This is a genomic window from Porphyromonas loveana, assembly GCF_003096695.1.
Taxonomy (GTDB): domain Bacteria; phylum Bacteroidota; class Bacteroidia; order Bacteroidales; family Porphyromonadaceae; genus Porphyromonas; species Porphyromonas loveana.
Genome location: NZ_QEKY01000001.1, coordinates 102,102 through 127,707, shown reverse-complemented (window position 1 = coordinate 127,707; position 25,606 = coordinate 102,102). Strand labels below are relative to the sequence as shown.

At 51.5% G+C, this 25,606-nt stretch carries 22 protein-coding genes; 3 read left to right on the top strand and 19 right to left on the bottom strand.

Annotated features, from left to right (window positions below; translation table 11 throughout):
* Positions 1 to 3 precede the first annotated feature (3 nt).
* From selD to purN, 7 genes are all read right to left on the bottom strand, one after another.
* On the bottom strand, positions 4 to 1,050 hold the full coding sequence (gene selD / locus C7382_RS00530; protein ID WP_116678366.1) for a selenide, water dikinase SelD: 1,047 nt from the start codon (positions 1,048 to 1,050) through the stop codon (positions 4 to 6).
* Positions 1,047 to 1,271, bottom strand: coding sequence for a DUF3343 domain-containing protein (locus C7382_RS00525; protein WP_116678365.1), 225 nt, complete (start codon positions 1,269 to 1,271; stop codon positions 1,047 to 1,049). Before C7382_RS00525 ends, selD begins: the two co-directional genes overlap by 4 nt.
* Complete coding sequence (locus C7382_RS00520; RefSeq protein ID WP_116678364.1) at positions 1,255 to 2,382, bottom strand: aminotransferase class V-fold PLP-dependent enzyme; 1,128 nt, start codon at positions 2,380 to 2,382, stop codon at positions 1,255 to 1,257. Before C7382_RS00520 ends, C7382_RS00525 begins: the two co-directional genes overlap by 17 nt.
* Before the next feature lie 632 nt (positions 2,383 to 3,014).
* A complete protein-coding gene (locus C7382_RS00510) occupies positions 3,015 to 3,329 on the bottom strand; it encodes a hypothetical protein (protein WP_116678450.1) in 315 nt (104 codons plus the stop codon).
* 16 nt (positions 3,330 to 3,345) lie between these two features.
* On the bottom strand, positions 3,346 to 4,887 hold the full coding sequence (locus tag C7382_RS00505; RefSeq protein WP_116678362.1) for a YifB family Mg chelatase-like AAA ATPase: 1,542 nt from the start codon (positions 4,885 to 4,887) through the stop codon (positions 3,346 to 3,348).
* A 29-nt stretch (positions 4,888 to 4,916) separates the two neighbouring features.
* Positions 4,917 to 5,957 (bottom strand): TlpA family protein disulfide reductase, encoded by a 1,041-nt coding sequence (locus C7382_RS00500; protein WP_116678361.1) that lies wholly within the window; start codon positions 5,955 to 5,957, stop codon positions 4,917 to 4,919.
* Positions 5,954 to 6,535 carry a phosphoribosylglycinamide formyltransferase gene (gene purN, locus C7382_RS00495; RefSeq protein WP_116678360.1) on the bottom strand — a complete coding sequence of 194 codons (582 nt, stop codon included), beginning with the start codon at positions 6,533 to 6,535 and terminating at the stop codon, positions 5,954 to 5,956. The genes C7382_RS00500 and purN overlap by 4 nt, the downstream gene beginning before the upstream one ends.
* A gap of 171 nt (positions 6,536 to 6,706) precedes the next feature.
* Here purN and C7382_RS00490 point away from each other — a divergent pair, with 171 nt between their 5' ends.
* The 3 genes from C7382_RS00490 to rnc are packed head-to-tail and all read left to right on the top strand — an operon-like array spanning position 6,707 to position 9,011.
* Positions 6,707 to 6,943 carry an acyl carrier protein gene (locus tag C7382_RS00490; RefSeq protein WP_116678359.1) on the top strand — a complete coding sequence of 79 codons (237 nt, stop codon included), beginning with the start codon at positions 6,707 to 6,709 and terminating at the stop codon, positions 6,941 to 6,943.
* Positions 6,944 to 6,953: 10 nt separating this feature from the next.
* Complete coding sequence (fabF, locus tag C7382_RS00485) at positions 6,954 to 8,210, top strand: beta-ketoacyl-ACP synthase II (RefSeq protein ID WP_116678358.1); 1,257 nt, start codon at positions 6,954 to 6,956, stop codon at positions 8,208 to 8,210.
* A gap of 21 nt (positions 8,211 to 8,231) precedes the next feature.
* Complete coding sequence (gene rnc / locus C7382_RS00480) at positions 8,232 to 9,011, top strand: ribonuclease III (protein WP_243405606.1); 780 nt, start codon at positions 8,232 to 8,234, stop codon at positions 9,009 to 9,011.
* 117 nt (positions 9,012 to 9,128) lie between these two features.
* On the opposite strand, the gene secDF is transcribed toward rnc, so the two are convergent.
* The 12 genes from secDF to C7382_RS00420 form a co-directional block, all read right to left on the bottom strand.
* Entirely contained in the window at positions 9,129 to 12,071 is a 2,943-nt protein-coding gene (gene secDF, locus C7382_RS00475) for a protein translocase subunit SecDF (protein ID WP_116678356.1), read from the bottom strand.
* A 228-nt stretch (positions 12,072 to 12,299) separates the two neighbouring features.
* Complete coding sequence (locus C7382_RS00470; protein WP_243405605.1) at positions 12,300 to 12,797, bottom strand: GNAT family N-acetyltransferase; 498 nt, start codon at positions 12,795 to 12,797, stop codon at positions 12,300 to 12,302.
* 4 nt (positions 12,798 to 12,801) lie between these two features.
* Complete coding sequence (locus tag C7382_RS00465) at positions 12,802 to 13,431, bottom strand: metal ABC transporter ATP-binding protein (protein WP_116678355.1); 630 nt, start codon at positions 13,429 to 13,431, stop codon at positions 12,802 to 12,804.
* Positions 13,421 to 14,359 (bottom strand): metal ABC transporter solute-binding protein, Zn/Mn family, encoded by a 939-nt coding sequence (locus C7382_RS00460; protein ID WP_116678354.1) that lies wholly within the window; start codon positions 14,357 to 14,359, stop codon positions 13,421 to 13,423. The genes C7382_RS00465 and C7382_RS00460 overlap by 11 nt, the downstream gene beginning before the upstream one ends.
* A 173-nt stretch (positions 14,360 to 14,532) precedes the next feature.
* Positions 14,533 to 14,802, bottom strand: a complete 270-nt coding sequence (gene rpsO, locus C7382_RS00455) for a 30S ribosomal protein S15 (RefSeq protein ID WP_116678353.1) — start codon at positions 14,800 to 14,802, stop codon at positions 14,533 to 14,535.
* Between the two features lie 211 nt (positions 14,803 to 15,013).
* On the bottom strand, positions 15,014 to 16,204 hold the full coding sequence (locus C7382_RS00450; protein ID WP_116678352.1) for a T9SS-dependent choice-of-anchor J family protein: 1,191 nt from the start codon (positions 16,202 to 16,204) through the stop codon (positions 15,014 to 15,016).
* 1,300 nt (positions 16,205 to 17,504) lie between these two features.
* Positions 17,505 to 18,176 carry a tRNA (5-methylaminomethyl-2-thiouridine)(34)-methyltransferase MnmD gene (mnmD, locus tag C7382_RS00445; protein ID WP_116678351.1) on the bottom strand — a complete coding sequence of 224 codons (672 nt, stop codon included), beginning with the start codon at positions 18,174 to 18,176 and terminating at the stop codon, positions 17,505 to 17,507.
* A 24-nt stretch (positions 18,177 to 18,200) separates the two neighbouring features.
* Positions 18,201 to 18,848, bottom strand: coding sequence for a polysaccharide deacetylase family protein (locus C7382_RS00440; RefSeq protein ID WP_116678350.1), 648 nt, complete (start codon positions 18,846 to 18,848; stop codon positions 18,201 to 18,203).
* 15 nt (positions 18,849 to 18,863) lie between these two features.
* Positions 18,864 to 22,157: a glycosyltransferase family 117 protein gene (locus tag C7382_RS00435; RefSeq protein ID WP_116678349.1), complete on the bottom strand. Its 3,294-nt coding sequence runs from the start codon at positions 22,155 to 22,157 to the stop codon at positions 18,864 to 18,866.
* Between the two features lie 47 nt (positions 22,158 to 22,204).
* Positions 22,205 to 23,518, bottom strand: coding sequence for a ribosome biogenesis GTPase Der (gene der / locus C7382_RS00430; RefSeq protein ID WP_116678348.1), 1,314 nt, complete (start codon positions 23,516 to 23,518; stop codon positions 22,205 to 22,207).
* Between the two features lie 56 nt (positions 23,519 to 23,574).
* Positions 23,575 to 24,480, bottom strand: a complete 906-nt coding sequence (era, locus tag C7382_RS00425) for a GTPase Era (protein WP_116678347.1) — start codon at positions 24,478 to 24,480, stop codon at positions 23,575 to 23,577.
* A gap of 72 nt (positions 24,481 to 24,552) precedes the next feature.
* Positions 24,553 to 25,560: a beta-ketoacyl-ACP synthase III gene (locus tag C7382_RS00420; protein WP_116678346.1), complete on the bottom strand. Its 1,008-nt coding sequence runs from the start codon at positions 25,558 to 25,560 to the stop codon at positions 24,553 to 24,555.
* Positions 25,561 to 25,606: the final 46 nt, after the last annotated feature.

Here is a 25,606-nt window from a genome sequence, read left to right as displayed (position 1 = left end):
GAATTATGTGATTATGATTCTTGTTTTTCCTTCTTCTGCGGTGGCATAACCTATCACAGCTGCATGGGGATGCAACCCCGTCGCATGCAGATCGGCGACCAGCGCATCAGCGCGATCGGCATCCACCGCCATCAGCAGTCCGCCGGAGGTCTGTGCATCGGCCAATAGCATCTTATATTCCGTGGAGCAGCTCGCTTCGAGTTGTTCGCCCACGAAGCGCAAATTGCGAAAGGCCGCCCCCGGAATACAGCCGTCGCGCAGCAATTGCAGACATTCCGGCAACGCCGGCACTACTTGACTGTCAATATGGAGCGTCACTTGCGACGCCTCCGCCAATTCCTTGGCATGCCCCAGCAATCCGAAACCCGTGATATCCGTTGCACCTTTCACGCCGTAACGCAACATCAGCTCCGCACCCGTTTTATTAAGGAGACACATCTGTTCGATAGCTGCCTCGTATGCTTCCCCGCTCAAGAGCCCAAGTCGATGCCCGGCCATAGCTACACCTGTACCCAAAGGTTTGGTGAGAACGAGTCGTTGCCCCTCGCGCACTCCTGCATTCGTGACCAGATGTTGCGGATGCACCGTACCGGTCACCGCCAATCCGTACTTGGGCGTCGCGTCATCGATCGTGTGCCCGCCCATCGTGAACGCCCCACTCTCGTCTATGCTCTGCTGTCCACCACGAAGTATCTGCACCAACACTTCGGCGGGAATGCCTGCAGAGGGAAACATTGTCAGATTGAGTGCCAACAAAGGGCGGCCACCCATCGCATATACATCCGACAGCGCGTTGGCAGCAGCTATGCGCCCGAAAGTATAAGCATCAGAGCAAAGAGGCGGGAAGAAGTCGGTCGTCACGATGAGAGCCGTCTCGTCATTGAGTTGATATACACCTGCATCGTCGTGTGTGCGCGCATCGACCAGTATCCGACTGTCCGTTGGTAATGGTATATCGCGCAGCAATTCTTCCAGTTTGGCGGGGTCGAGCTTCGCCGAGCAGCCGCCATACTCCACCGTGGTAAGCAGATCGAATGTAGCTGATTTCATAGTCCTATCTCGTATGCTATGGGGATTTGTCGTAAAACAATTTCTAAACGTTCCTGTTCGGCCGCATCTATGTGCAGACACATACCGCAATCCGCTCTCAAATGGACGGGTACCGCGATGACGCGATGGGGCAACCCTATGCGTTCGGCAGCCTGCATGGCGTGGATGAAGTCGCGCGTCGTGGCGAAAAGGACGAAACGACTGTCAGCGGCGTACGACATCGCGGAGAGCTTCTAATAGGTGGTCCAAATCTTTGGCCGTATGATAAGGAGAAAGCGAAATGCGTGTCGTGCCCGTCGCTGCCGTACCGATTGTCTCGTGTGCCAACGGTGCACAATGCAAACCGGCTCGCGTGATAATGCCGTGACCGTGATAGAGAGCGTCGCTCAATTCGGCAGGAGAGAGCCGTTCGTGCGTAAGCGAACAGAGAAAACCCTGAGCAGTCCCATCAGATGAACTATACACCCGCAAACCGGACAACTCGCGCATACGCAGCAGATAGTCCTGCCATTCGTCATGGGAAAGTCGGTAAGACGGCAGATGACGCACGGCAGCCAACAGAGCCGTGAGTCCGAGAACATTCGCCGTACCGGCCATAAATCGCTCCGGCATCTCTGTACCCATCGACAAAAGAGAGGAGTGCAGTCCGTTTCCGCCAAGCGTGAGCGGACTCACATCGAGTGGCCGACGCATATAAAAGCCGCCGGTCCCACTCGGCCCGAGCAGCCCTTTATGTCCCGTAAATGCCAGATAGTCTATGTTCCATGCATCGGTTTGCAGTCGCATGGAGCCGAGGCACTGTGTCGCATCGGCGAGGATACGTACACCACGTTGCTTCAGGATGCGAGAGATTTCCGCTATCGGCTGGATGATGCCGTTTACATTGCTCTGCAGATTCACCACCGCCAGCGCACAAGCAGTCGGTATGGCTGCGGCCAGTCGCTGCGTATCCACACGTCCGTCGGGCAGAGCCGGCATCACCTCCACACGGACGCCACGCGTCTCTGACAAGAAATGCAGAGGACGCATCACCGCATTATGCTCCATCGGACTCACGAGAACCGTGTCGCCCTCTTGTAACACTCCGCGCAAAATGGCGTTGAGACCTGTCGTGGCATTGTCGCAGAAACAGATGTGCGACGGCTCCGCCACACCCAACAGAGAGGCCACGACATCGCGCAACTCCTCTATCTCGGCCACGACACGAAGCGTCGCGCGGTCGTGACTGCGTCCGTAGCTCCCCACCGGCTCATCGTAGAAGTGCGCCAAAGCTTCGCGCATGGCCGAAGGCTTGGGATAGGAAGTAGTGGCGTTATCGTAGTAGGTGTTCATGTTCTTGTGGTATGCGGTCAAGCAAAGTGTCGGTGCTCCCCGCTCTTACGTCTGTCAAAGGTAGCCATATCCTGCGAGTCTGCCGCCCGATTCTTGTCTCAGTCTGCGATTAGCACCCCTATCTCTTCGAGAGAAACGACTGCATGATTGCCGTCTGCACTGCGGGCATTCAGTCTGTTAACGCCAAATATACGACAAAGCGAGTCCGCACCGAAGTAAGCGGCCAATAAACCAAGATCCCGGCAATAGGGATTTGATCCATACAGCATCACGTTTTTTTTTAACTTACCGCAGTGTCTCTCAAACAGAGGAACGCATTTTCCAGAATTACGCAGCAAGAATCCGGACAAGATGGCGCCAAAAATCCGGAAGAACACGCGCCAAAACATTTTCGATTTGGCGCATAAATTTTTCGGAAAAGGCGCCAAAAAAATTTCTTTTTGGTGCGTGTTTTTTCGACGATCTGCACGAAGGTGGAATCATAACACATCTACAGATTTTTTCACAAGGGCAGGACGCTCTCCTGAGAGATAAACAAGAAGGAGAATCCGTGCAACCCAAAAAATCGGACGATTCAGGTTGCTCGGATCACTCAGACAGTCCCGATCACTCTGAGCAATACGAAACGCAATTCAACGGATCAGGACGGGACGGGCGTTGGGGGTGGCGAAGAGATAGAGATGTGTGGGCGCGCCCTGTAATTCATCAAGCAGGGCTTGCATAGCGGGGAGTGCAATGCTCTCGGTCGCAAGGGGTAGCTGTGGCGGAAGATCAGCTGAGAGAAGCAGAAGCGTACCCGACAGAAAGATCGTGGCCTCGCCTTCGTGATCGAAAACATTCAGCTCATAGCGGTCGGTATCGGCCGCTTGTCGAAGCAGGGGATAGGAAAAACACTTGTTTCCTATGATCAGGCGATGAGCGGCCAGCGCGGGAGGGAGAGCAGCCATAGAGCGTACCATCACATCAGACCTTGCCCCAATTGCTCCGATCCAGATTGCGATAGCCGATAGCCTCGGCTATATGATCGGCACAGACATCGGCACTACCCGCCAAATCGGCGATCGTACGTGCTACCTTGAGGATGCGTCCATAGGCGCGCGCCGAGAGGTCGAAACGCTCCATGGCGACTCGGAGTCGGTGGAGTCCCTGCTCATCGGGAAGGGCATAGCGGTTCATCAGCTTGTCATCCATCTGCGCATTGCAGTGCACGCCTGCGTGGTCGGCGAAGCGTCGGCTCTGTATCTCGCGAGCCGCGATCACGCGACTACGGATGGCGTCGCTACTCTCGGCAGGGCGTTCGTCGGATATCTTCTCGAAGGGGACGGGGGTGATCTCCACTTGGATGTCGATGCGATCGAGCAGCGGACCAGAGATGCGGCTGAGATACTTCTCTACCTGCCCCGGCGGACAGGTACACGGGCGGGTGGGATGATTGTAGTAACCGCAAGGGCAGGGATTCATGGCTGCTACGAGCATGAAGCCCGCAGGATAATCGACTGTCATCTTGGCGCGCGAGACAGTGATGTGCCGATCCTCCAGCGGCTGGCGCATTACTTCGAGGACAGAGCGGTTGAACTCGGCCAACTCGTCCAAAAAGAGTACGCCGTTGTGTGCCAGACTGATTTCGCCGGGCTGAGGGTAAGTGCCGCCGCCCACAAGTGCCGCAGACGAAATGGAGTGATGGGGCGAGCGGAAAGGACGCTGGGTGAGGAGCATGGCGTTGAGTCCGAGCTTGCCCGCGACGGAATAAATCTTCGTGGTCTCCAGCGATTCGCTTAGCGTGAAGGGCGGCAGGATGCCGGGCATGCGCTTGGCCATCATGGACTTGCCACTGCCCGGGCTGCCGACCATGATGAGATTGTGCCCGCCGGCTGCCGCCACTTCGAGGGCGCGCTTCACCTTCTCTTGCCCCTTGACCTCGGAGAAATCGAAGGGTATCTGCTGCTGTCGGTCGTAGAACTCCTTGCGGGTATCGACTACAGTGGGGGTGAGTGCGCCACTGCCATTGAAGTGACTGATGACTTCGGATATGTGCTGCACGCCGTAAACGGCGAGGTTGTTCACCACTGCTGCCTCACGTGCATTATCCATCGGGAGAATAAGCCCTTCAAATCCTGCGGCTCGCGCCTGAATGGCGATGGGCAGAGCACCCTTGATCGGGCGCAACGAGCCGTCCAACGACAGCTCGCCCATGATCATATAACGGGGAAGGGCATCGCCGGCAAAGACCCCGTCGGCAGCCATAAGAGCAAGGGCGATGGGCAGATCATAAGCGGTCCCTTCTTTCTTGAGGTCGGCAGGGCTGAGGTTGATGGTCACACTCTTCTGCGGGAAAGTGATGCCGAGGGTGTCGAAGGTGGAGCGTATCCTGTCCAGACTCTCACGGACAGCCGCATCAGGCAGACCTACGAGGCTGAGATAGCAGCCTCGGGTGATATTGACTTCAATGGTGACAGTGAGGGCATCAATGCTATGCAGTGCTGCGGCAAAGGTCTTGACTAACATGGAAAGAGGCAGGCAAAAGAGGTTGGCTGCTACGGAAGGTCGTAGCCGGTGAGACGTTCGCGGACGAGTCCGAGGGTATCAATGTGAATGGTATGAGGCAGGGCGTGGATATGATACTGCTCCATCAGGGTGGAGACCTGCCCCATGCTGTCGGTGACGAAGAGGCCGGGCAGTGCCAGTGTGCTCACATATTTCTTCGTGGTAGAGTCTGACGGAAGGAGCGAAAGAGTGAGGATTTCGGTTGTAGCATTCGGATGTTTTTCCTTCCAAGTCTTTAGCAATGCGGAGGTGCGGGCATCGGGATTGTCCGTGAAGTGGAGGAGAATATCCTTTTTGTTATGCCACGAAAGGGTGAAAGGTTTGCCTTGAATATCTCTCACTTGGAAATCGGGAGCCGAGCTTCCGACCGATGTGGATCCATCACCACGCAAAAACAGCGCGAGAGGTTGTGGCAATTTGTCGGGGGCTACACCACAGTCATTCAGGAAACGGGCATCATAGAGTTCATATACCTCGGCGATGCGATGAATCCCCACGGCTGTGGGATGAGCGAAATAGTAGTCGAGGGCTTTGAGGCGGAGGGTTCGCAGCGCAGCTGCCTTGGCTGCATAGTCGGCCGATGGCAGCAGACTTTGGTACTGACGGAGCTCTTCTTCTGCCTCGCGAGCGAACTCATTGAGCGTCGCATGTGTGTCACTACCTTTTATTTCGGGGAAGAGCGGACGGCGGATATCGAGGGTGACCTTAAGGTCTCGGCCCTTCTCCGGATAAAGAATGAGGAAGCTATTGCCTCCGTTATAGTAGAGAAGGACACGGTCATTGTCTCCTTTGACTTGGTGACGGATGCGCCCTTTGGGGGGAGTGACCCGTATCTCTTCTGTGTCGAAGAACGAATGTCCCTCTATTCTGAGCGTAAGGACGCTATCAGCGGGGCTGAGATTCTCAAGATCGATCCTCAGTCGGCTCACCTCGGGGTCCCTCCCGCAGGAAGTAAGCAGGAATAGAGCTACTGCTATACCTATATAATATAGGTGTACGAGGAGAGAGTGTAGGGAGATGGTATGCTTCATTTTCGGGGCGGGAGTTGGCGTAGATATTCTTCCACCGTCTCGGGATAATGCGCGTACTCCAACGCATGGATACGCTCGGCAAGGGTGTCGGGCGTATCATCGGGCAGCACTGCACAGGTAGCCTGACGCAGGATCTTGCCGTGGTCGTACTGCTCATCGACAAGGTGGATGGTGATACCACTTTCTTGCTCTCGGGCTGCTATCACGGCTTCGTGTACATGATGGCCGTACATGCCCTGACCTCCATATTTGGGCAGGAGAGCGGGATGGATATTGACGATCCGATCGGGGAAAGCTTGTAAATAGGGAGTCGTGACAAAGCACATATATCCGGCCAACACAATAAGCTCAACACCTAACTCTTGTAGCAGGCCTATGGGCTTGGCGCCGTCAAGCATCTCCCGTCTGGTAAAGGAATATGCGGGGATACCGAGCTGCTCTGCACGCGTCATTACACCAGCGTCAGCATGGTTACTGATAATGGCCGATATGCACGCCGAACCACTTTTTGAGAAGAAATGGAACAGATTTTCTGCATTCGAACCGCTGCCTGAGGCAAAAACCGCTACTTTTCTCATTTTATTTACTACTTTTGCTGCACACAACTATTGTGATTGTGCAAATTTGTGGCTTAGACATCAACATTATTACAGGGCTTTTCCTCGTGGTAATACTGAGTTATGGCGCCAAATATTGCGCAAAGATAAGTAAGAAGATTATTTGTAATAACCATTTTAAAGAACAAGACTATGTCTGAAGTAGAAAAAAAAGTAATCGACCTCGTAGTTGACAAATTGAATGTAGAGCCTTCTGAAGTAACTCGTGAGGCAAGTTTCTCAAATGATCTCGGCGCCGACTCTCTTGACACGGTAGAGCTGATGATGAATTTCGAAAAGGAATTCAACATGTCTATCCCCGATGACCAAGCTCAGGAGATCAAGACTGTAGGCGATGCTATCGACTACATCGAAAGAAACCTGAAGTAAGATACCTCTGATGGAACTGAAAAGAGTAGTAGTAACAGGGTTAGGAGCCATGACTCCGCTCGGCAACTCTGCCCCCGAGACGTGGGAGAGCTTGGTTGCCGGCAAGAGTGGTGCCGGTCCTATCACGCTCTTTGATGCCTCCAAGTTCAAAACACAGTTTGCCTGTGAAGTAAAGGGTTTCGATCCTTTGCAGTATTTTGACCGCAAGGAGGTGCGTAAGTTGGATCGCTACGCGCAGCTTGCACAAGTAGCGGCCGACGAGAGTGTACAAGACTCCGGCCTTGACTTGGAAACGGTGGATAAAAACCGTGTAGGCGTGATCGTATCTGCCGGTATCGGCGGTCTTGCGACCTTCGAAAGTGAAGTACGCGACTACAATCCGGAGAACGGCCCACGCTTCAATCCGTTTTTCATCCCCAAGATGATTTCGGACATAGCAGCCGGTCAGATCTCAATCAAGTACGGCTTCCATGGTCCTAACTATTCTATTGCATCGGCATGTGCTTCGTCCACCAATGCAGTGATAGATGCTTGTCATCTGATCCGTTTGGGCAAGGCAGATGTGATCATTGCCGGTGGTTCTGAGGCTTCTATATGTGCTGCCGGTGTGGGTGGATTCAACGCAATGAATGCGCTCTCGACCCGCAACGACGCTCCCCAAGAGGCGAGCCGTCCGTTCAGTGCCAGCCGTGATGGCTTCGTCATGGGCGAAGGTGCTGCATGCATGGTTCTCGAGGAGATGGAACACGCCATCAAGCGTGGTGCACACATCTACGCGGAGCTCGTAGGAACCGGACTTTCTGCTGATGCTTATCACCTGACAGCCAGTCACCCCGACGGATTAGGCGCCAAGCTCGTTATGTCCAATGCCATCGAAGATGCGGGACTGAAGCCGGAGGACGTTGACTATGTCAATGTACACGGTACTTCTACGCCTGTGGGTGATATTTCTGAGGCAAAAGCAATCAAAGATGTATTCGGCGAACATGCATTCAACTTGAACATCAGCTCAACCAAGAGTATGACTGGCCACCTCCTCGGAGCTGCCGGTGCTGTTGAAGCGATGGTATGTGTGAAGGCTGTTCATGAGGACATCGTGCCGCCGACAATCAACCATCAGGATGATGATCGTGACCCCGAAATCGATTATAACCTGAACTTTACATTCAACGAAGCTCAAAAGCGTCCGGTACGTGTTGCCTTGTCGAATACATTCGGATTCGGTGGACACAATGCTAGCGTTGTATTTAAGAAGTTCGAGAAATAAGCGATCCTTTAGATAACTGCAATGTTGTCTTTAAGTACATATCTATCAAGACTCCCTTGGCGCAAGCCGAGGGGGTCTTTTGTTTTGCTTCCGACTATTCTCGGATTCAAACCGCGGCAGACTGCTTTCTACGAACTTGCATTCCGGCATAGTTCATGCAGTTTGGTGGATGACAGCGGGTATCGCGTGAACAACGAGCGTCTGGAATTCTTGGGCGACTCAGTCCTTGCTACGGCAATAAGCGGTTATTTGTATCGAAAACATCCACATTGGGATGAAGGAGATATGAGCCAACGTCGAAGCGCGGTCGTAAAGAGACAAATCAACAATGTGGTAGCTCGCGAGCTTGGCCTCGAACGATTACTGATCGTCCGAGGCGAAGTATCACAGATGAGTCCCGACATTATGGGCAATACACTCGAAGCATTGATCGGTGCCATCTATCTGGATAGAGGATATGAGATGGCTGAGAGATTTGTCCTCACGCGCTTTATCCCCATCTTCCTTGAAATGGAAGATAGCATGACCAACGCGACGACCAACTACAAGTCGCTACTGCTCGAATGGGCACAGAAGCATCATTTAGAATTGGAGTTTCGACTCATTTCGGAACCCAAGCGTGCACATGGTCATTTCAATTATGCAGTCTTTGTTGATGGTCATCGCATCGGTAGCGGAATCGGTATGAGCAAAAAAGAAGCACATCAGAATGCAGCTCATGATGCTTTAGAGAAGCTCAAACGAGCACGTGATTCCCGCCAAAAGGCGGATACCTCTCGCTCCGTGTCCCCAGCGCATTAAAGAGCTTCACAATCCTTTTCTAATTGAGGAGAACGAGATTACATTTTGTTTTATTTTCAACAAAAAGCCCCGACGGTATTAGCGTCGGGGCTTTTTTGTGCATAGACTAACTGTCTCTTATTTCTTTGCTTTGTTGAGTTTGCGCTTCTGGAGCTCATAGGCAATCGGCGTTGCCACAAAGAGCGTACAGTAGGTACCGATGATGACACCCAAAATGATGGAGAATGTGAAACTACGCATCGTAGCACCTCCGAAGATGAAGATCACCAACATTACCACCAAAGTAGTCAAACCAGTATTCATCGTACGCGAAAGCGTCGAATTGAGCGCACCGTTGATCACTTGATAGCGATCACGATGAGGATATAGCTTCGTCGTCTCACGGATACGGTCAAAGACGACCACGGTATCGTTAAGTGAGTAACCGATGATAGCCAAGATTGCTGCAATGAAATTCTGATCAATTTCCATCGTGAACGGAAGAATCTTCCAAAGCATAGCATAGAGCGCGATGATTGAGAACGTAGTCGCAGCCACTGACGCAAATACACCTGCAGAGAAAGAGATATCACGGAAACGAATCAGAATATAAATAGCCATGAAGATCATGGATAGGAACACTGCCCAGATAGCGCCGCGGGTAATGTCACTCGACATACTCGGGCTTACCTTCTGAGAGCTGATGATATTGTCCTTGAACCGATCTACTGTAGGTTCTTGCTTGTAGAGCCTCTTGAGACTTTCGTACATCTTACCAGTGATCACTTCTTCAGTCTGTTCGTTCTCTTCTGCTATCATATAGTTAGTAGAGATACGCACCTGCATACCATCTGTACCGATGGAGGTAACCAAAACCTTTTCTTCAAGCGGAGTGCTGAGGGCAGAACGTACGGCCTCAGAAGAAACCGGTTGGTCAAATTGAACCACATAGTTTCTACCACCAGAGAATTCGATACCTCTGTTCAAGCCGACAGTGAATGCGGCGACCAAACCGAGTGCAATGATTACAAGCGGAATGGCGATACCCACCTTACGCTTATCCAAGAAATTGAAAGTAGGATCTACGAGCAGGTTACGAGTAAGCTTTGTCGTGAAAGGTATTTTGTCCAAACGCCCTTTCTTGGCCAGACTCTCGAATACGATACGCGTGAGGAATACAGCCGTGATGAACGATGCAATAAGACCGATGATCAACGTCGTGGCAAAACCACGGATAGGACCTGTTCCGTAGAGGAAGAGGATGACACCGGTAATAATCGTCGTCACATTCGAGTCAAAGATGGCAGAGAATGCATTGTTATAACCATCGGCCACCGCACGAATGGGAGACTTACCGGCACGGAGCTCTTCCTTGATTCGTTCGAAGATAAGTACGTTAGCATCCACTGCCATACCGAGCGTCAACACAAGACCGGCAATACCCGAGAGCGTGAGCACAGCGTGGAATGACGCCAATACGCCCAACGTGAAGAAACTATTAACGACAAGTGCAGAGTTTGCGATCATACCCGGCAGGAAGCCGTAAACGAGACACATATAACACATCAGAATGACAAGAGCCAAAAGGAAGGAAATGAATCCGGCCTTGATTGATTCGGAACCCAGCGTCGGGCCGATAACATTCTCTTGTTCGATACTTACAGTAGCATCCATACGGCCTGAGTTGAGCACATTGGCAAGGTCGCCTGCTTCTTCGACAGTGAAACTACCGGATATTTGAGAGCGTCCGCCCGTGATTTCGTCATTGACATTCGGAGCAGAGTAAACTACGCCATCCAGCACGATGGCGATGGCACGACCCACATTGTCCTTCGTGATACGAGCCCATTTACGAGCCCCCTCCTCGTTCATTGTCATCGAAACGATAGGCTCTGAACGACCGAAGTCATTCTGGATGTCGCTCTTGGCAGAAGTAACAACCTCACCACCGAGGTCCGGATCGCCCGTACGGTTTGTGCGGATGGCATAAAGCTCGTACATATCCGTTTCTTTCTTTGTCTCGGGATCGACAATTGCCTTGGCACCCCAGAGGAATTGCACGTCCTCACGTGTCACCTTGAGGTCATGCGCCTGTTGCAACATTTCGGAAATCTGAGCCAAATTGGCACGACGTGCCACACCCACCACTGCACCACCACGGTTAACCGGAGTGAGCAGAGAAAAGAGGACATCCGTACGTGTAGCATCGGCAGTTTGTACTTGCTGTGTAGCTGCACTGTCAGCAGCGACAGCGGCAGAGTCTGCTGCAAGACCGGTAGAGTCTACCGCAAGAGCTGTTGTGTCAGGTACCGCAGAAGTAGTCTTCTTGTTCATAGCAAGCTCACTCAAGCGAGCGTTGGCAGCCATAAGGTCGCCACTTACCTCCTCAAAGTTATAAGTGCGCCAGAACTGGAGATTAGCACTACGCTGCAAGAGGGCTCGCACACGCTCCGGATCCTTAACACCCGGAAGCTCAACAAGGATCCGACCCTGACCTTCGAGACGTTGCAGGTTAGGAGCAACTACACCGAAGGCGTCAATACGAGTGCGAAGCACGTTGAACGAAGCTTCTACGGCACTATTATATTTCTGTTTCAGCAGCTCCACCACCTCTTCATCGGTGGACTTAGCTGAGATTTGATCACGCAGATCACCCGATCCGAAGACAACTGCCAATCGTCCGTTGGGGTCGAGCTTGCGATATTCTTTGACAAAGATGTCAACGAAGTCATTTTGCTCGGTACTCTTGGTGGCATTCTCCAGAGCTTTGTTGAAATTGGGATCCTGACTCTTGTTAGAGAGATTGCGAAGCAGGTCACTTGCGTTGAGCTTCAGAATCACGTTCATACCCCCCTTCAAGTCAAGGCCGAGACCAATTTGCTGGGCTTGAGCTTCTTTCAGCGTGTAGCCGAACCAGACCTTCTCATTCGACATAGAATCGAGATAGGCCATCCCGGCAACATCGCCCATCGCCTTAGCCTTCTTCTCGTATCGATTCGTGACGAAAGAGAATGACAGGTAAAACGCACAGATGATGGCCAGAGCCGATGTGATAACAATCACAAATCCTTTGTTTTGCATTTTGTCTGTTACTTATTTTATTGTTAGAATTTTCTCATCCATTTATCGGCATATTCATAGGGCGCAAAGTTACGTTTTTTTTCACACCACATCTCACTTTACATATAGAAAATACATGCAAAATCACACTAATAACACGGATTCACAAGGCAAAAACCCCGTATCAGGACACAACCGAGCACCAAATTTTATACATAGAAGCGTAACCGAGGAGAGATGAAAGCTGCTTCAAAGCGCCTTCTCGAAGGCAATATACGGCAATGGCTTCTGCTTCATTTCGAAAGGGCCTACACGACGATAGCCAAGCTGTTCAAATAGCTGCTGAGCCCCCACATTAGGGCTATACGTGTCTATGTGAATACAGGTTGCCCCCTGCTCTCGAGCTATAGCCTCAGCACGGAGCAGCATAGTCGCAGCATAGCCCTGACGCAATAAAGAAGAGTGCACCCCCAAACGGTGTATCGTATAGGCCAGTCCTGTCGTTTGCCAAGGGAGAGGGGCATACTCCGCGGGCACAGTGTCGTTCACGGCCATGATGCCCATCGCCTCTCCGTCTATTTCCAGCAGATATGCGTCTCCCGCTGCTATATCCTCCCGAGCTTCTTCAACTCCCGGGTAAGCACCTTGCCACTGCGGATTGCCGGCGGCTAACATCGTTTGGCGCGCATCCTCCCAGAGGGAGAGAATACGGTCGTAGTCGGAAGGCAGTGCGCGGCGGATATGCATAATGTCAATCGAGGGATATTATGCGATTGGCCTGTTGTCCCACGCTCTCTCTGTCGTGGGAAATCAGCAGAATAGTCGCACCTTGTTTATGTCTTTGGGTGATGGCTTCGCACACAAGCAACTCCGCCGATTCATCCAAATAGCTATTAGGTTCGTCCAAGATAAGCAACTCGGGACAGGATACGATGGCTCTGGCGAGCAAGACACGCTGCAACTGCCCGCCACTCAAATCTGATATGGGCCGTGGCAACAAATCAGCTATCTGCAAGTCCGTTGCCGCACGCTGCAGGAGGACACTTGGCTCCTCGCCTCCGACGTAGCCGGTCAGCCCCGAACCGATCACCTCTCCTACTTGAATAGGGAAAGCTCGGTCGATACGGTTGAGCTGAGGCAGATAACCGATGGAAGGACGGATAGAGGGCTGTCCTTGCCGATCGTAGAAGGTAAGACTACCTGTGCGCAGAGGCAACAAACCGATGAGCGCTTTCACCAGCGTGCTCTTCCCGCCCCCATTGCGTCCCACAATGCCGAGCAGCTCGCCACGAGCCACATCCAGAGAGTAGTCCCGTAGGACGTCTCTGTTGCCGTAACCGACAGAGGCCGAACGGAGACTCAGTAGCCGATTATTTTCCATGTACAAGCGAACGGGCTATATGCAGGATCTCTTCCTCCCATGAGCCGCGAAGGGGGTTGATGCGGATCATCTCCGCACCGATGGCGCGCGCCACCTCCTCGGCCTGCCGGGTCTCGAACTCCGGTTGTATGAACACGATTCTGACGTTATCGGCTCGCGCCTGATCGATCACCTGATGCAGATGTGCCGCCGAAGGCTCCTTACCATCCTGTTCAATGACGATCTGACGGAGACCGAACTCCTCTGCGAAGTAGCCCAATGACGGATGGTAAATGACAAAAGCCTTGTCCATCCGGCCTCCGGCAAAGAGATTGTCGATAACGGCCCACACACTGTCGATTCTTTTCTCAAGGCGACCGTAGCCTTCGGACCAACGATGCTCTTGATCGGGATACAGCTCCACGAGAGCTTTATAGGCAGCATGTCCCAATGCTTTGGCACCGATGATGCTGGTCCAATAGTGAGGATCGTGACCGCCCGAGTGTCCGTGCGAATCATGCGTACATGCCTCTCCGTGATCTTCATGGGCCGCATGACTCAATGCCTCGCCCATCTCAAATATTGAGAGCCGAGGATTATTGTCTCGAATAGCTTGTAGATTTCTCTGCTCAAATCCCAATCCTCCTATGTAGAAGTAAGCATCGGCATCGGCCAACTGCTTCATGACGGAGGGAGAGGGATCGTATTCCTCCGGATTGCTGCCGGCAGGAACTAAGGGTACGACCTGTACGGCAGAGTCTGCTATGGCTTCGATAAAAAAACGCTGTGGAGCGATGGTCACCGCCACGATGCGATCGGCACGCTTATCTGTGTGCTGCTTGCAGGCAGCCAGAGTACTGATAGCTGCAATGGAGAGCACTACAGTGAGCAACCTATAGGTGGAAGAATCCTTGTAGGAGAAAAGTCGCAAGAGAATAGTTCTGATCATCTTGTATACCACATATTATCAATTGATGTATAGCTGTATGGGGCCGAGTCTGCTGGGCTGCTCTGCTCCACCCCTTTGATACCCGAAGAGGCTGCGCCGTAAATTGCATTTACGACACAGCCTCCGATAGGTTTCTTTATTCGGGAGAATGCACAAGAGGCATTCTGCGAGAATTAGCGACGGATGCCGAGTTCCTTGATGATGGCACGATAGCGCTCAATGTCCACCTTGATCAGATAGTCAAGCATACGACGACGCTTACCAACCAACATCTTCAGCGAACGCTCTGTGGCGAAGTCTTTCTTGTTCTCACGCAGATGCTCCGTCAGGTGGGCGATGCGAAATGTGAACAGTGCAATCTGGCTTTCGGGGCTACCCGTGTCCTTGCCGGACTTGCCATACTTCTCGAAGAGTTCCGCTTTCTTAGCTGAATCCAAATACATTTTCTTCCGTTTTTTTAACGTGTTAAACAATAACTACTCCCGCTACTACGGTCATAGATCTGGCTGCAAAGGTAATACAAATACTGATACGCAATACACACCTTACATATACACAACTCGATAGGTATGGAAAAAAAACTGCCGACACATGTGTTTTGCGGAATACAAACGCCGGCAGTAAACTTCGGATTAAAGCTTGATTAGGAAACGCTTAGTCCCTTGTGATTTCTATCTTTTCGGTATGTACTTGGTTGCCGCTGACGACTTTGATCAGGTAGAATCCACTACTCAGTCGAGAGACGTCTATCGTCGTATTGGCCCCGTTCACCTCTCTGCTGAGGACACGAATACCGCTTGTGTCATACAACTCAAAGGCAGACCCATCCGCATTCATTCCTTCGACTCGCAAGATGTCCGATGCAGGATTGGGGAAGATTCGCAGACGAAGTTCGGACTGAATTGCTTCTGTCGAGGTGATGACGTATTGCAGTGTGCCACATACGGCCGCTGACTCAACACTATCATTGTAAACAGCCTTGACACAGTACTCCACCTGTAGCGACTCGTCTCGCATCATATAGGTGCTGTCGATGTATTCCAACGTCGTCGCATCCTCTATCTTGGCCAAGAGCGAACCGTTTGCATAGATGTTATAGCCCGTGAGTTGCATCGTTCCTTGGTCTTTACTCTTCGGTTGATAACCTTCGGGATAGTTCCATTTCAATTGTCCCTTGTTGTTCTCAAGAAGGGTTGCGACGAAGTCAGTAACAGGGTTGGCTTCTGCTGCCGAGCTATATATGGTGACGTCATCCAATTTCAAGGCAAACATATCCGTGCAGTTGTAATGCCGCCACGCGATATATTTAGTTCCTTCGGGCAGGTTGATCGTTCTCTCATACCACGCACCGGCCGGCTTCGCGGTCATGGTTTCTTCAAACAATGGGGCGAAATCCTCAATGGCTGTCCCCGTTGTCGAAACCATCACGGCGTAGTGTTCGGCAGCGTAATCGGCATCTTGTACACTTACCCAATAGGTGACGCGCCTGGCTCCTTCAACAAGGGGTGTAATCAGGTAGTTATCCGGGGTTACAGGGCCAATGCCTCCGACGTATGAAGCGGAATGGGCACAGTGATTGCTATTGTGCCCAGGGAAATTGTAGTAAAGAAACAAATTCCAATAAATACCATCTCCGTCAGCATCTATGACACTCCAATTGATCGGGGCAAAATACTCAGGATAGAACGCTACATTTTCAAAATCCTCAGATAAAATAACATCCGATTTGGCAGGGAGGGGATCACTCGTTTTTGCAACGTTAGCGTTTTGAGCAGAAAGTGAAGTAGCCGCCAACCAAAAGAGTAAAAGCGTTACGAATAATCTAAAAAAAACAATCTTTCTCATGATGACAATTGATTATTTGATTAGTAATAATGAACCTTAGTGCCATTTGAAATTCTGCCTCTTCCGGAGTACTATCGCTTGATTTCCCCGTTGGCAGTCCGTCCCCAAAAGGTGTCCAAATGAATAAGTCAGGCATATTAAAATATGATTTGGGCCAAACTGTTCATTATCCCCAGCGACTGGTTGAAACATTGATGTGGCGACTTGTATAGCAGTCATTGAAATCCACAGAGTTGTATTCTCAAACAATGTTTTCAGCAGTTATACGAGTGACACATTTTCGTCCTCATCACTGTGACATTGTCAAGTCTTATTTTGTATTACACCACCTTGCTCACCATGTGCGCAGTGTCAGTACTTTTAGCAAGAAACGCTATGTATAAGCATGGTTATGCCAACGCGATAAAGGTAGAAAAAAATCGGATGCGGCCAAGAGCTTTGCATACGTTTCTCTGTATTTCCCTTTTTGTTACATTTGCACGTTGGCAGGCGGGTGCTGTGAAGGTAAATAGTTGAATGTCAAACAGCATCGCCGATAAGCCCACACAATATAGTAGTAAATGACTGTGATTATGATCCGAAGAAACGCATCAGTAACCGGCAGGATTTGTTCTGCTCTCCCCCTTTTGTCCCTTTCCGTGCCTGCACAGCTTGCGTTCTGTGCAGATGAGTGTGTAAAAAACTGTTTGATCGATAGTGCACAATAGCGTGGGATAAAGGGCGACGGACCTCGTCGAAAGCATAAAGTCCCCGCTTCGTTCGTAGTCGAACGAAGCGGGGACTTCTCTTTCTCTACCCACCCAAAGAGGCTTTCGTGTGTTGCAATCTTTATAACCTTAAGGATGCAAACTTTATAAAAGTTGTCAGCGATAATCTGATTGTTTGGAAGTGATCTTTATAAAGATTGATTCTGATTTTTATAAAGTTCGTCATCCGCTCTTGAAGCCCACCTTTTTCAACGACCGAAATTGCTCATTGAGGCTCTTTTTGTTCGTCTGGCACCCTACCCTAATATGTCTTATTTAGAATAGATCTAAACAACCATTCGGTGTTGAAAACTTTTTTGGCACATAATTAAAGAACGATGCGAATAACAGGAATTAACACGAATCCTGTTCTCGACAGACTCGACCATTCGGACTTTGTATAGGACAAGATTTGATTTGCTGTGGAAATTGCGAAAATACCGGTAGAAAGGCTTTGTCAGCAAAAGCATGATAGCAAACACGAAAACCTCTTCGGAAGGATAGCCACGATGTAACTTCTTCTTTTGTCGGGGGGGGGGGGGGGGAGATTGGGACTATACCAACGGGCAATAGGTGCCGCGCAGGATTTCACGTTTACCCGGAGGTCCTGCGAGACGCTCCATGCGAAAGCCTGCACGAGCCAACCGGCGGCGCACTTCGCCCTTGGCGCAGTAGGTGACCAAGACGGCACCCGGACGACACGAAGCTGCCAGACGAGCAAAGACATCCTCACTCCACAGATCGGGTTGGGTGTCGGGAGAGAAGGCATCGAAATAGATAAGGTCGATATCGGGAGGGAAAACAAAGGCGGTGAGGTCGTCGGAATACTTATGCAAGGTAAAGCCCGCCTGTAACACCTTGTCTTCTCCCCACGGTGCACGATGAAGGGCTTGTAGGAGGGTATCCTCTTCGGGTAGATCTACTGAGAAATGGAGATGATTGTAAACATCCTCTCCAAGCGGATACTTCTCTATGGTGCTGTAGCGGAGTTTCAGATGGGACGTTTGTTGCTCGCGAAGGGTGAGCAAGGTATTCAAGCCTGTGCCGAATCCGACTTCAAAAAGATGTAGTTCCTCGGTGCGTTCCCACGCGCCAAGTCGATGCAAGAGACCGCAACGGATGAATATATGCTCGCTCTCAGCACGAGCACCGTGAATGGAATGGTAGTGTTCGCCATAATGAGATGAAAGGATCGTGGGTGAACCGTCTTCTGTATATACAATCATGAGAAAGGGAGAGAGGAGAGCGAGTCAGTCAGCAGGATCACCCAAGCGCTTGAAGACATAGCCCTCGTCCAACAACCATCGGACAGCACGCGGCATGGCAACCTGCATATTGGAGATGGCCTTGAGGGAGTCGTGGAAAGTGATGATGGAGCCATTACGAGCATAACGCCGGACAGAACCAAAGACTTGGTCGGGAGAGAGGCGCTTGTTGTAGTCGCGTGTGATCACATCCCACATGATGATGTCATAGTGGTTGCTCAGCAAGATGGTCTGCATGAAGCGCATATGCCCATGGGGCGGTCGGAAGAAGCGCGAATTGATCAACTCGTCGGCAGCCTTCACATCGCGAAGATAGTTTTGGGTACGCACCTTGAGCCCCTGAAGATGGTGGAAGGTGTGGTTACCCACTTGGTGTCCGCGCCGCTGTATCTCGGCAAACAACTCGGGATAGCGGCACACATTGTCTGCCACACAGAAGAATGTAGCCTTGACGCCAAGCTCGTCAAGCGTATCTAACACCCACGGAGTGACCTCCGGAATAGGGCCGTCATCGAAAGTGAGATAGATGCTCTTCCCGCTCTTGGCCGGAATGCGCCATGTGGCACCGGGGAATAAAGCCCGGTACCACATGGGCACACGACAGATAAACCGCTCAACGAGTCGGAGGGACATAGGCCGTTGCAGCGTCTATTGCTCGCCGCCGCTCTGCGAGCCGTAGAGCGAATTGTAATAGGATTGGAACTTGGGCAGGAATTCGTCCATCACGTTGCTTTCGAAAGCGGTGCTCAGCCGCAGTGCCGTTCCCACGGTCTGCAACTCTCGTTCCATGTCACCGTCGGCGATCATCTGCATGAAACGGGATTCTGACAGACGGAAGAACCAGTCGAGCGTGCGCATGGAAGAAGCAGCGATGCTATGCACAACAGCATCGGCCTCAGTACGCATGCCGGCTTCGTACAGGGCTTGTGCGAAGACAAGCGAACGATAGTCGTAGGGCACCGTGACGGGGCTGATCTCCTTCAAACACTTGGCGAGAACCTTTCGTGCACGTTCCATATCCCCTTGCTTGATGAGTGCCATCGCCAACGGAGCGAAGACGGCCACACGGTAGGTGTTGGTCGAATTGCGGATATTCTCGTCGAAATACACTTTCGGGTTGTTGGCTCCGCCGAAACGGAACTTGGTCATCACGTTGGTGTACATCCGTTCAACATCGATGTTGTCCCCTACTCTGCGCGCCTTGAAGGGCACCAACTGATTGGCCATACCGGTCTGTCGCAAATAGTCGGGCAGGTTCGAGAATGAATTGCTCGGGGAGGTAACAGCCCAATAGATGGGTCGTTTCCATTCGTTATTGGCAATGAGGTCGAGTATGCTCAGATCGGCTAAAGACAGAATGCCCTTGCCTGCCAATGAAAGATCCATCACACTACGCATATGCACCTTGGCCGAATCGCCGAAGACCTCACCCAGAGCTTGCGAATCAACAGGCAGATACAAATTCTCGGACGGCATCACACCGTTGCCATAGGGTACGGGACGCGTCGCGATCTTTACCGCTTCAGACAGATGCATGATGGGTTTGCCATCAGCTGTAAGCGAAGTACCCGGAAGAGACATAATGCGCAGCTCAGGATCTCGGGAAGAATAGGTGGGATCGACACGCACAAAGGCATTCCGGCTGATGAATGCATCGCTCATCTCATTGAGCGGCAGCGGAGCAGACAAGTAGGCTTGTTGCTTCATCTGGCGCACATACCAGTCCGCACCGAGGTAACTCAGGTTGCTTACTCGTACATCGGTGCGAATGCTTTCTACCTCTTGCGCGTACCAAAGAGGGAAGGTATCATTGTCGCCATAGGTGAAAATAATCGCATTAGGCTCGCAACTCTCCAGATAGTTCACACCGAAGTCACGCCCCACATAGCGGCCGGACCGATCGTGGTCGTCCCAGTTCTGACCAGCCATTTGCAAAGGGATAAGCAATGCTACGACTGAAGCAACGACAGCAGCAGCCGTTTCGCTCAACTTGGCACGGCGCAAGAGATCGGCTAATCCGGCCACACCGAAACCAATCCAGATACAGAATGCATAGAAAGATCCCGCATAGGCATAGTCCCGCTCACGAGGCTGACCGGGAGGTTGATTGAGATATAGCACGATGGCCAATCCCGTCATGAAGAAGAGAAGGAAGGTAATCCAGAAGCTCTGCGTGCCTTTCTCCTTGCGCATCAACTGGAAAGAAATCCCGATGAGACCAAGCAAGAGCGGCAACATATAGTAAACGTTGTGCCCGGGGTTCTTAGCGATAAAGTCCGGCATATCATCCGTGGGGCCGATTAGCATCTTATCAATGAAGGGGATACCCGTCATCGCATTACCACGCAAAAGACCTCCATCACCTTGCAAGTCGTTCTGTCGACCGACGAAGTTCCAAAGGAAGTAACGCCAGTACATATAATTGACCTGATAATTGAAGAAAAACTTCAAGTTCTCTCCGAAAGTGGGTATGCTGCTATCCGTCTCGGAACGTCCCATCCAGATGTTATAGGCTTGGGGATGTCCGTCAGCAGAGGAGTAAACACGAGGAAAGAGCATCATACCAGTATCCCCATAGTCATATTCTCGCTGCGTATAGAGCGTTTCGTACTGGTCTTTGTCCCCAGGGCTTTGTTTGGGCGAAGGGCCGGTTACCGACTCTCCGTCCTTTAGTCCGACGGGTTGGGAAGCAAAAGTAGGGCCATAGAAAAGCGGCGTGCTGCCGTATTGCTCACGAGCCAGATAGCTTCGCAGAGAGAAAGCGTTAGAGGGTGCATTCTCATTCATCGGGGGATTGGCCACGGCACGAACGAGGATTACACCATAAGAAGAGAATCCCACGAGGATGACGAGCATACTCATAAGAGCCGTATGCAGGAAACGCACATTCAAATGCTTGGAAGCGAACAACCAATAGGCAATGGCTCCGGTGAGAATAATGCCAAGAACAACTCCGCTACCGATGAAAGGAATACCCATGAGGACTATACTCAGGAGCGTGGCCACGCGCATACGAATACCTTTTGTCGAGCTCTTCTTGTCACCTGTGCCCAATGAGGTGTAAGTTTCACTCACAGACCAAATAAGGATGGCTGCCAACAAGAAGAAATAGAAGTAGAGACCACTATTAAAGCTAAGCCCAAGCGTATTAACGGCAAAGACATCGAAAACTCCCGCTACCTTGGGAATACCCTGAATCACACCGTACATCATCACGATGATGAGCACAAAAGAAACTATAAGTGCAATAAAAGCGCCCTTGTTTGTCGGCTTGGCAGAACGACGATAGTAATACACCAATGCCATGGCAGGGATGCAGAGGAGATTGAGCAGGTGCACACCAATGCTAAGTCCCATCATATATGCAATGAGCACGAGCCAACGGTCACTACGCGGATTGTCAGCCCGTTCCTCCCATTTGAGCATCAGCCAAAAGACTGCAGCCGTAAAGAAAGAACTCAAGGCATAAACCTCAGCCTCAACTGCGCTGAACCAAAACGTATCGCTGAACGTATAGGCTAATGCGCCCACGGCACCACTCCCCAAAATAGCGATCACATGCGCCAAGCTGATGGAGCGAGCCGGTTCTTCCATGCCCGAAGCATTGCGTGCAAGGGGCACAAGCATACGACGGACAAGGTGCGTTATAGTCCAAAAGAGGAAAAGGATTGTAAAAGCACTGGCCAGCGCACTCGTAGCATTGGCGAACCACGCCACCTGTGCAGGATCGCTGGTAAAGTGCGAGACAACATTGTAAACGAGCATGAAGAAGGGTGCTCCGGGCGGGTGACCGATCTCCAACTTATTGACGCAGACGATGAACTCGGCGCAATCCCACAAGCTGGCTGTAGGCTCGATCGTCATCAGATAAACAATAGCTGCAACGGCAAAGACTGCCCAGCCGGCTACGTTGTTCAGAAATCTAAATCGTTTCAGATCCATATCGTTAGTATTCTTCTTTGTTTACAGTCCGTCAGTCATGAGACTGTTTACTTCTCGCGGATAAAGATATTGATGGGTGTGCCGCAGAAGTCCCAGTGCTCACGTATTTGATTCTCCAAGAAACGCTTATACGGCTCTTTCACCCACTGAGGCAGATTGGCGAAAAAAGCAAATGAAGGCACCGCCGTAGGCAACTGCATCACGTACTTGATCTTGATATACTTGCCCTTAGTGGCGGGAGGTGGTGTCGCTTCGATGATGGGAAGCATCACCTCATTGAGTTTGTGAGTGGGCACGCGCGTGGAGCGGCGTGCATAGACTTGATTGACCGTCTCCAGCACTTTGAAAATACGCTGCTTGGTCATCGCCGATATAAATAGGATGGGGAAATCGGTGAATGGTGCAAAACGCTGCCGAATGGCGTTCTCAAAAGTTTTGATCACGATCTGGCTCTTGTCCTCCACAAGGTCCCATTTATTCACACATACGACCAGCCCTTTGCTATTGCGCTGGATGATCTGGAAGATATTCAGGTCCTGTGCCTCGATTCCGCGTGTGGCATCAATCATCAGGACGCACACATCTGAATTTTCGATGGCACGGATGGAGCGGATAACGGAATAGTACTCCAAGTCTTCATTGACCTTCCCCTTCTTGCGGATACCAGCAGTATCGACGAGATAGAAGTTGAATCCGAACTTATCGTAGCGCGTATATATGGAGTCGCGCGTGGTACCGGCTATATCCGTGACGATGAAGCGATCTTCTCCGATGAAAGCATTCAGCAGAGAACTCTTGCCGGCATTGGGACGGCCTACGATGGCAATGCGGGGAACCGACTCCTCCAACTCGGACGGAGCACCCTCCTCGGGCAGAAGTTCCAGCACCCTATCCAACAAATCGCCCGTGCCGGAGCCACTCACAGCAGCCACACAATATGGATCGCCCAGACCGAAAGAGTAGAACTCCGAAGACGAATAATAGTCCTCGGTATTGTCCACTTTGTTCGCTACGAGGACTACGGGTTTCTTGCTTCTGCGCAGGATTTCGGCGACCTGCTCATCCAACGAAACGATACCCGTCTGGTTGTCCACGAGGAAAAGCACCACGTCGGCTTCTTCCACTGCTATGTGTACTTGCTTGTTGATCTCTTCCTCGAAAACATCCTCGGAGTTGACGACCCAACCACCCGTATCGACGATGGAGAATTCGCGACCATTCCAGTGGACCAGACCGTACTGTCTGTCGCGCGTAGTGCCGGCTTCTTCGGCCACGATGGCCTGCCGACTCTGTGTCAGACGGTTGAAAAGCGTACTCTTACCCACATTCGGGCGGCCGACGATGGCGACTAATGCTCCCATATTCTGTACTTAATAGTGTATTGTAGATGGTTGTTCCGTGATGTTGCTTCTCGAAATTAATCGAGCTGATAGCCAAATGAGCGAAGGAGATTGTCCCTGTTGCGCCAATCTTTCTCCACCTTGACGAACATCTCCAGATAGATTTTTTTCTCAAAGAAACGCTCCAGATCGCGCCGAGCCATAGAGCCGACGCGCTTGATGGCCACTCCTTTGGGGCCGATGATGATTCCCTTCTGCGAATCGCGCTCGACAATGATCAACGCCCGAATACGGATGATCGACTTCTCCTCCTTGAACTCTTCTACCACAACCTCCGAAGCATAGGGAATCTCCTTCTGATAGTATAGGAGGATTTTCTCTCGGATAATCTCCGTCACGAAGAAGCGTGCCGGCTTGTCCGTGAGCGCATCCTTCTCGAAGTAGGGGGGGGAAGGCGGTATCAGACTCTCGATGCGGCGCTGGAGGAGTCCCACGTTGAAGTTGTTGGTCGCTGAGATGGGATGTATCTCCGCATGGGGTAGGACGCTGCGCCACTCCTCCACGAGCTTTTCCAATGCAGCCTGATCGCTCAGGTCGATCTTATTGATGACCAACAACACAGGACACTCCATGCGCGAAACACGAGCGAGGAAATCGGCATTCTTATCGGCCTTTTCCACCACGTCGGTCACGTAGATCAGCACATCGGCATCACCGAGTGCAGACTCCGAGAACTCTCGCATTTCCTGCTGGAGCTTGTAATTGGGACGAAGCACCCCGGGCGTATCCGAATAGACGATCTGCATCTCGGGCGTATTGACGATACCCATGATCCTGTGCCGGGTGGTCTGCGCCTTGGAGGTGATGATGGAGATGCGCTCGCCTACGAGCAAATTCATCAGCGTACTCTTGCCTACATTGGGGTTCCCGACGATATTGACAAATCCGGAACGATGGGATGTGCCTTCTGTTTGCTTATCCATGCGCTATATGGTGTACGAATAAGGGGCTGCTGCCATTGTGGCAAAGCAGCCCCTTGTCCTCGTTTCTGTTGATTATCGAACCGTACTGCCGTCGTATGCCCACTTCACATAGACAGCTCCCCAGGTGAATCCGGCTCCAAAAGAGGTCATCACAAGGACGTCTCCCTTCTTGAGCTTATGCTCCCATTCCCACAGACAGATGGGGATGGTAGCAGAACTTGTATTGCCATATCGCTCGATATTGACCATTACTTTCTCATAGGGTACGCCCATACGACGAGCTACGGCGTCGATGATGCGGAGGTTGGCCTGATGGGGGATCACCCATGTGATGTTCTCGTGCGTGAGGTTGTTGCGTTCCATGACCTCAACGCAGCTGTTGCACATATCCACGACTGCATGCTTGAACACGACTTGTCCTTCCTGATAGACGTAGTGCCAGCGATTGTCCACAGTCTCGTGCGTGGCAGGGCATGCCGAGCCTCCGGCTTTCATGATGAGGTGATCCTTGCCGATGCCATTGGAGTGCAAGACGGCATCCATAACGCCCAGCTCCTCCTCTGTAGCCTCGAGCAAGACACAGCCGGCGCCATCGCCGAAGAGCGGACAGGTAGCCCTGTCCTGGTAGTCGGTCGCAGCTGTCATTTTCTCTGTCGCTACGACCAAAATTTTGGTGTAGCGTCCCGAACGAATGAAGTTGGCCCCCACCTCCAGAGCATAGATGAACGAAGGACAGGCAGCCTGCATGTCGAAAGTGAAGATGTCACCACAGCCAAGCTCATGTGCCACTATACTGGCTGTAGAGGGGAAGTGATAGTCTGCAGTATTGGTCGCCAGGATGAGGCCGTCGATGCTTGTGGGGTCGATGCCGTGACGGTCGAAGAGATCTTGCGCTGCACGTATGGCCAGATAGGATGCGCCCTTGTCCTTGTCACGCAAGACGCGACGCTCCTTAATGCCTACACGAGTCATGATCCACTCGTCATTGGTATCAACCAATTTCTCCAAATCGGCATTGGTAATAACATCCTCAGGGAGATAACCTCCGACAGCTGTAATCGCTGCGTTTATTTTGTTCATAATCGAAGTGTTGCATAATAGACGCGATAGGTTGCTGACCAGGAAA